At 56.3% G+C, this 7055-nt stretch carries 5 protein-coding genes and 1 tRNA gene; 2 read left to right on the top strand and 4 right to left on the bottom strand.

Annotation, left to right across the window (positions count from 1 at the left end):
- Window positions 1-240 precede the first annotated feature (240 nt).
- Together QMB55_RS13290 and QMB55_RS13285 are read left to right on the top strand one after the other, a co-directional pair.
- Entirely contained in the window at window positions 241-1050 is an 810-nt protein-coding gene (locus QMB55_RS13290) for an IclR family transcriptional regulator (protein WP_497589196.1), read from the top strand.
- A gap of 95 nt (window positions 1051-1145) precedes the next feature.
- A tRNA-Arg gene (locus QMB55_RS13285) sits at window positions 1146-1222 on the top strand.
- A gap of 128 nt (window positions 1223-1350) precedes the next feature.
- Here QMB55_RS13285 and QMB55_RS13280 read toward each other — a convergent pair.
- The 4 genes from QMB55_RS13280 to nuoL all read right to left on the bottom strand — a co-directional run bounded on the left by QMB55_RS13280 (window position 1351) and on the right by nuoL (window position 7054).
- A complete protein-coding gene (locus QMB55_RS13280) occupies window positions 1351-1926 on the bottom strand; it encodes an NUDIX domain-containing protein (RefSeq protein WP_497589195.1) in 576 nt (191 codons plus the stop codon).
- Window positions 1927-1991: 65 nt separating this feature from the next.
- Complete coding sequence (gene nuoN / locus QMB55_RS13275; protein ID WP_497589201.1) at window positions 1992-3464, bottom strand: NADH-quinone oxidoreductase subunit NuoN; 1473 nt, start codon at window positions 3462-3464, stop codon at window positions 1992-1994.
- Window positions 3465-3491: 27 nt separating this feature from the next.
- Window positions 3492-4976, bottom strand: coding sequence for an NADH-quinone oxidoreductase subunit M (locus tag QMB55_RS13270; RefSeq protein ID WP_497589194.1), 1485 nt, complete (start codon window positions 4974-4976; stop codon window positions 3492-3494).
- A gap of 26 nt (window positions 4977-5002) precedes the next feature.
- Entirely contained in the window at window positions 5003-7054 is a 2052-nt protein-coding gene (nuoL, locus tag QMB55_RS13265) for an NADH-quinone oxidoreductase subunit L (RefSeq protein WP_497589200.1), read from the bottom strand.
- Window position 7055: the final 1 nt, after the last annotated feature.

Genomic DNA, 7055 nt, shown 5'->3' with positions numbered 1-7055 from the left:
CTGTGACCTTCGGGTTATGAGCCCGACGAGCTGCCAGACTGCTCCACCCCGCGCCAACAAAGAAGAAGAATTATAATCACTTCTTTATCACTGCGTCAACACTTATTTGCCAACTCGCTTTCGAATTAGCAACGCGTCGTGCGCCGCAGAGATTCGAACTATAGCAAGACCGGAAACTACCGTCAACACTTCTGCGCCACATTGTAGAATCGATGCCACTACACAGTTGAGCATACAGATATGAAGCAGACACAACGAAAGCAGCAAGGCATCCAATCGATCGAAGTCGGCACCCGCCTCCTCCATGTTCTGGCCGAAAGCCCGAAACCGATGATGCTACGTGACCTTGCAGGTGCTGCTGAAATGCCTGCGGCTAAAGCACACCGTTACCTTGTCAGCTACATGCGCATGGGGCTCGTCACTCAAGACGCGAAATCTGCCTGCTACGATCTTGGCGAGTTTGCACTGGAACTCGGTCTCGCTCGCCTAAGCCGCATCGACGTCATCAGGCTGGCCGACCCGATTCTTGATGAACTTTGCGAACATATCGGTGAAACCGTTGCCCTCGCCATCTGGGGAAGCCACGGAGCCACATGTGTACGCTGGGTGGACACCGGAGGGCCCGTAACCATTGGCTTGCGCACAGGGGCTGTACTCCCCCTGACCACATCCGCCACTGGACTGGCCTTTGCCGCTTTCTCACGCTCAACCTATATGAAGCAGCAACTCGAACGCGAACTCACTTACCAGGCAGAACAAACAAGCCTGAGCCTAGTGGATACAAAACAAGCTTTCGAAAACCGACTTAACGAAATTCGCGGACACGGCATTGCTCGGGCAAGTGGAAGTTTAACGCCGGGCATCAATGGTTTCAGCGCTCCAGTATTCGATCATACGGGCCGAATGACCGCTGCGATAACTGCGCTCGGAACAATCGGCCACTTCGATGTTGCCTGGGACGCTCCTCTTGCGCAGCAGATCAAAGTGAACGCGGCATCACTCTCACGCCAGCTTGGTTACCGCGCACACACCGACACACTCATCACTTAGAATCCAACACTCGAAACAATTGCAACAGCGAACTGGCGAAAAACAGTTGCACACCCGCAGAGGCTCGTGTATAGTTTTGTCTTCGTTGTTGCAGCGCGCCCGTAGCTCAGTTGGATAGAGTACTTGGCTACGAACCAAGGGGTCGGGCGTTCGAATCGCTCCGGGCGCGCCAATTCAACAAACAATCAAGCCAACCGAAAGGTTGGCTTTTTTGTTTCTGCCGCGAAACCATCGTTTCGCGATGACATCCCCTCTCGTAGAATGCGTTGCCGCCGCCACAAAATCGCGGCTTGAGGATGCTTACCAATCAGCGTGGGCAATCCGCTCAGCCCAGAGCAAACCTGAAATAGTTTTCCCGTCGGTAATTTCACCACGCCGCACGGCGTCAAGCGCCTCCTCCAAGCTAAGCGCAAGCAACTCTAGATGCTCTCCGTGATCCAAGCAGCGCATTCCCGCGCAAAGTTCTCGCGCCTCGAAAATTTCAATCCTCTCGTCAGAGTACCCAATACACGGATGTGTAGTTCCGAGATGCCGCCAGACACGAGCGCTATATCCAGTCTCCTCCAACAACTCTCGTTGGGCCGTCTGGAGCGGATCTTCGCCGCGATCGATCTTGCCGGCAGGAAATTCGATAAAGGCGCGTCGTAACGGGTAGCGAAATTGTCGCTCCATCAGCAAATGCCCGCCTTCCAACCAAGGAATGACAACGGAAGCTCCTTGGTGACGCACATATTCTCGGGTCGCCTCATGGCCATCCGGCGTACGAACCAAGTCCCGTCGCACATCAAGCAAATGCCCGGAAAAGACCTGTTGCGATTCAAGCTGGTGTTCTTCAAGGTGCCCGACTTCCACGGGCAAGCTGCTCAAGGTGTGCATGACGCGCGCTTTCAACAAAAACGCCCCGGAACTCGGGGCGTTCATATAGGTTTAAAAGACTCGGCTCAAAGAGACCTCAGCAACGAGAAGGCACAGAGCGACATCAAATGCTGAGGGAAGATGCCGAGCAGCGCAACGGCAAGTCCGTTGGCTGAAAGCAGTATCTTGACGTTCACTGGCGCTGCAATCGCTGCAGAATGCTGAGGCGAATCGAAATACATTACCTTGACGATGCGCAGGTAATAGTACGCACCAACCAGCGAGAAGAACACTGCGGCGATCGCCAACCACAGATAATCAACCGCAATGACGGATTGCAGGACGGAGAATTTGGCGAAGAAGCCGACGAAGAAAGGAATCCCGGCCATTGAGAACATCATCATCATCATGACCGCAGCGAACCATGGACTGCGCTTGTTGAGCCCAGCGAAGTCGCTGATTTCCTCTGACTCAAAGCCCGCACGGGAGAGCAAAAGGATCACGCCGAAAGTGCCCGCCGTGGTCAGAACGTAGGTGATGATGTAGAACATCGACGAACTGTAGGCATTGAGCGCGTTACCCGGATCCCCGCCCACGATGCCGGTAACCAGCCCCAAAAGCATGAAACCCATGTGTGAAATCGCCGAATACGCGAGCATGCGCTTGATGTTGGTCTGAGCGATTGCAGCGAAATTGCCGACCGCCATCGACAGCACCGACAGGATGAGTAGCATTGCCTGCCAATCCTGAGCGGCCACAAACAAACCATTGACCAGGACGCGAATCACGATGGCAAACGCGGCCAGCTTGGGGGCACTGGCGATAAACAAGGCCACCGAGGTGGGCGCCCCGTGATAGACGTCGGGAATCCACATGTGGAAAGGAACGACACCAAGCTTGAACGCGAGGCCTGCGACGATGAAGACGACGCCAAACGACAAGATCGTCCGGTTCGCCTGACCGACGATCAACTGCTCGGCAATGGACGTAATTTCGAGACTCCCCGTCGCCCCATACACCATGGACATGCCGTAGAGCAAGAGACCGGACGCCAAGGCACCGAGTACAAAATATTTCATGGCGGCTTCGGTCGCCTTCACTGAATCGCGGTTGAGCGCGACCATGGCATAGACCGACAGCGAAAGAAGCTCGATCCCGATATAGACGGCGGCCAAGTGATTCGCCGAGATCATGACCATCATGCCCAAGGTCGCGAAGAGGGTCAGGCTGTAGTACTCACCCCGACACATCTGCGCCCGATCAAGTAAATAGGGACGCGAGTAGAACAGCACCACGAACACCGTCAAATACAGCAAGACCTTGAGTAAGTCGCCCATCAAGTCGGCGACGTACATGTTGCTGAAGGTATAGGCGATGTTTCCAGTGCTGTTGGCGACGGTCAGCAACGCAGCGCCAAGCAACGCAAGCACGGTCAGCACGAAGGTCGGCGTACGCTTGCGATCTTTGACAAACAGATCGCTGATCAAGGTCACGCAGGCCATCGCCAGGATAAAGAGCTCCGCGCTGGCCAGCTTGAGGTCAGGCGGGAGGAAGTTCATTTCGGCAAGCGTCATATCGGACACCAATCAAAGAATCTTGCTTACAGCGACGTGACGCAACAGTTCATTGACCGAACTGTGCATGACCTCGGTAAAGGGATACGGATAAATCCCCATGCCAAGCGCCCCGAGCGCCAGCATCGCCAGAATCAGGAATTCGCGTCCGCTGATGTCGCTCAATTCGGCCACGTGATGGTTGGCTACGGCACCAAAGACGACGCGTTTGTACATCCAGAGCGTATAAGCCGCTCCGAGGATCATCGTCGTCGCCGCGGCGACGGCCACCCAGAAGTTGTACTTCACTGCCGCCAGGATGACCATGAATTCGCCGACAAATCCCGAGGTTGCGGGCAAACCGGCATTGGCCATGGCAAAGAGCATGAAGAAGGCCGCGAACTTTGGCATCTTGTTCACGACGCCGCCGTAATCGGCAATCATGCGGGAATGCACGCGGTCATACATCACGCCGATGCAGAAGAACATGGCCCCGGCAACAAAACCGTGCGAAATCATCTGCACGATGGCGCCTTCGACGGCCAACGGCGTCAGCATGAAGAATCCCAGAGTCACAAAGCCCATGTGAGCGATCGACGAGTAGGCCACCAGCTTTTTCATGTCCTCCTGAACGAGCGCCACGAAACCGATATACACCACGGCGATCAGCGACAGGGCGATGATCAGTCCGGAATATTCATGCGATGCATCTGGAGCGATCGGAAGGGAAAAGCGGAGGAAACCGTATGCACCGAGCTTCAGGGCAATGGCCGCCAGGACGATCGAGCCGCCGGTCGGCGCCTCGACGTGGGCATCGGGAAGCCACGTATGGACCGGCCACATGGGCACCTTGACCGCAAAGGCCACCAGGAAAGCCAGGAATATCCAGCTCTGATGCGGCATCGGGATCGGCAATTGATGCCAATCGAGGATCGAGAAGCTCCCTCCCGAGTTTACGAACAGGTAGATCAAGGACACCAGGAAGAGCAAAGAGCCCAGCAGCGTAAACAGGAAAAACTTAAACGCTGCATAGACCCGGCGCGGCCCGCCCCAGACCCCGATGATGAGGTAGAGCGGAATCAGCGACGCTTCAAAGAAGATGTAGAAGAGAAGCCCGTCGAGCGAGGCGAAGATGCCGTTGAGCAAACCCGACATGATCAGGAACGCGGCGTTGTATTGTGCAACCTTCTGCTTGATCACTTCCCACCCGGCGAGGACGACGATCAGGGTGATGAAGCTGTTGAGGATAACGAACAGCACCGAAATCCCGTCGACGCCGAGGTGGTAATTGATGTTGAAACGCGGAATCCAAGGCGCCATCTCGACGAACTGCATCGCCGGAGTCGTCACGTCGAACCCAGTGTAGAGCGGCAACGTCACCACGAGGCCGGCAATCGCGCCGAGCAGGGCAAGTCCTCGCGCCAGGGGTGCATTCCTGTCCGATCCCGTGAGGAGGACAACGAGGCCGGCAAAGATCGGCACCCAGATGGCGAATGACAGTAGCGGCATTTCTGACATATCGTTCCCAGTCTTTTCTATTCAGTTCAGGCGCGCAGCAGCCAGAAGGAGAGCAATGCGCAAACCCCAAAGATCATCGTGAAGGCGTAGTGGTAGATGTGGCCGGACTGGAAGTAGCGCACCAGTGCTGCAAGCACATTCACGACCCGCACACTGCCGCCGACAATCAAGCCATCGATCAGGCCGGCATCGCCGCCCTTCCACAAACCGCGGCCAAGCAAGCGGGCGCCGCCAGCAAAGACCGTCTCGTTGATCCGATCAAAGTAGTATTTATTCTCGAGCAGGGTATAGAGGGGCCCAGCGGCCTGCTTGATCGCCGCAGGAATGTCGGGGCGCTTCAGGTAGAGGAACCACGACGAAACGACTCCGGCCAAGGCGAGCCAGAAAACGGGCGTGACAAAAGCATGGGCAGCCATGGCCATCGCACCATGGAAATGCGACTTCAACTCAGTCATGGCCGGATGTGCTTGATGATCGATGAAGATCGCATCACGGAAGAACGTCCCGAAGAGCATCGGCTCGATCGCCATATAGCCGATCACCACCGAGGGGATCGCCAACAGCACGAGCGGAAGCCAGACCACCCAAGGCGTTTCGTGAGGCTTCTGACCAGGTGCAAGGCCGTGGTGTTCTTCCTCATGCTCATCATCGGCGTGATGCGCATCGTCTTGGGCGGCATGTGCTGCATGATCATGCGCGACATCATGGGCTTTGCCAAAGCGCTCCTCGCCGTGGAAGACGAGGAAATACATGCGGAACGAGTAGAAGGCGGTAACGAACACGCCGGCCATCACGGCGAAATAGGCGAAACCAGCCCCTGGGATCGTGGACAACTTGACTGCCTCGATAATCATGTCCTTGGAATAGAACCCGGCAAAAAGCGGCGTTCCGATCAAGGCAAGCGAGCCGATCAAGGAAGTCAGCCAGGTGATCGGCATGTATTTGCGCAGACCGCCCATATTGCGGATGTCCTGATCATGGTGCATGCCGATGATCACCGAACCTGCGGCCAGGAACAGCAGCGCCTTGAAGAAAGCGTGCGTCATCAAGTGGAAGATTGCCACCGAATACGCCGAGGCGCCGAGCGCGACCGTCATGTAGCCGAGTTGGGACAGCGTCGAGTAAGCGACGACACGCTTGATGTCGTTCTGGATGATGCCGAGGAAGCCCATGAAAAGGGCGGTGATGGCACCGATCACGAGCACGAAGGAAAGCGCCGTGCTCGACAATTCAAAGAGCGGCGACATGCGCGCAACCATGAAGATGCCGGCCGTGACCATGGTTGCGGCATGAATCAGCGCCGAGATCGGGGTCGGACCTTCCATCGAATCCGGCAGCCACACATGCAAAGGCACCTGGGCCGACTTGCCCATTGCACCGATGAACAGCAGGATGCAGGTGACGCTCATCAAGGACCATTCGGCCGCGCCCCAGAGGTTGATCGTCTTATCCGCCAACTGCGGCGCAGCTTCGAAAACGGTCTTGTAGTCGAGCGAGCCGAAGTGAGCGAGGACCAAGCCGATACCGAGAATGAAGCCGAAGTCGCCGACGCGGTTAACCAGGAAGGCCTTCATGTTGGCGAAGATCGCCGTCGGACGCTTGAACCAGAAACCGATCAGCAGGTAGGACACCAGGCCGACCGCCTCCCAGCCGAAGAACAGTTGCATGAAGTTGTTGCTCATCACGAGCATCAACATCGAGAAGGTGAACAAGGCGATGTAGCTGAAAAAGCGGTTGTAGCCTGGGTCGTCCTGCATGTAGCCGATGGTGTAGATATGCACCATCAAGGAGACGAAGGTCACGACCAACATCATGGTCACGGTCAGCGGGTCGATCAAGAAGCCGACCTCGAAGGTGTAGTCACCCGTAGACAGCCACTGGTAGACCGGACCATTGAAGGTGTTCCCGGCCTGCACATCCTGAAAAATGAACAGCGATGCAATAAAGGCGATGGCGACACCGGAAATGGTCGCCGTGTGCGCAACCCAACGCGGGATGACACGACAGAACAGGCCGGCAATGGCAGCCCCGATCAATGGTGCGAGCGGAACCAGCAGATAGAGTTTTTGCATTTCCATG

Source organism: Propionivibrio sp. (assembly GCF_041441355.1).
Taxonomy (GTDB): Bacteria; Pseudomonadota; Gammaproteobacteria; order Burkholderiales; family Rhodocyclaceae; genus Propionivibrio.
The sequence above is the reverse complement of the archived record's forward strand: the minus strand, read 5'-3'. Positions and strand labels throughout refer to the sequence as shown.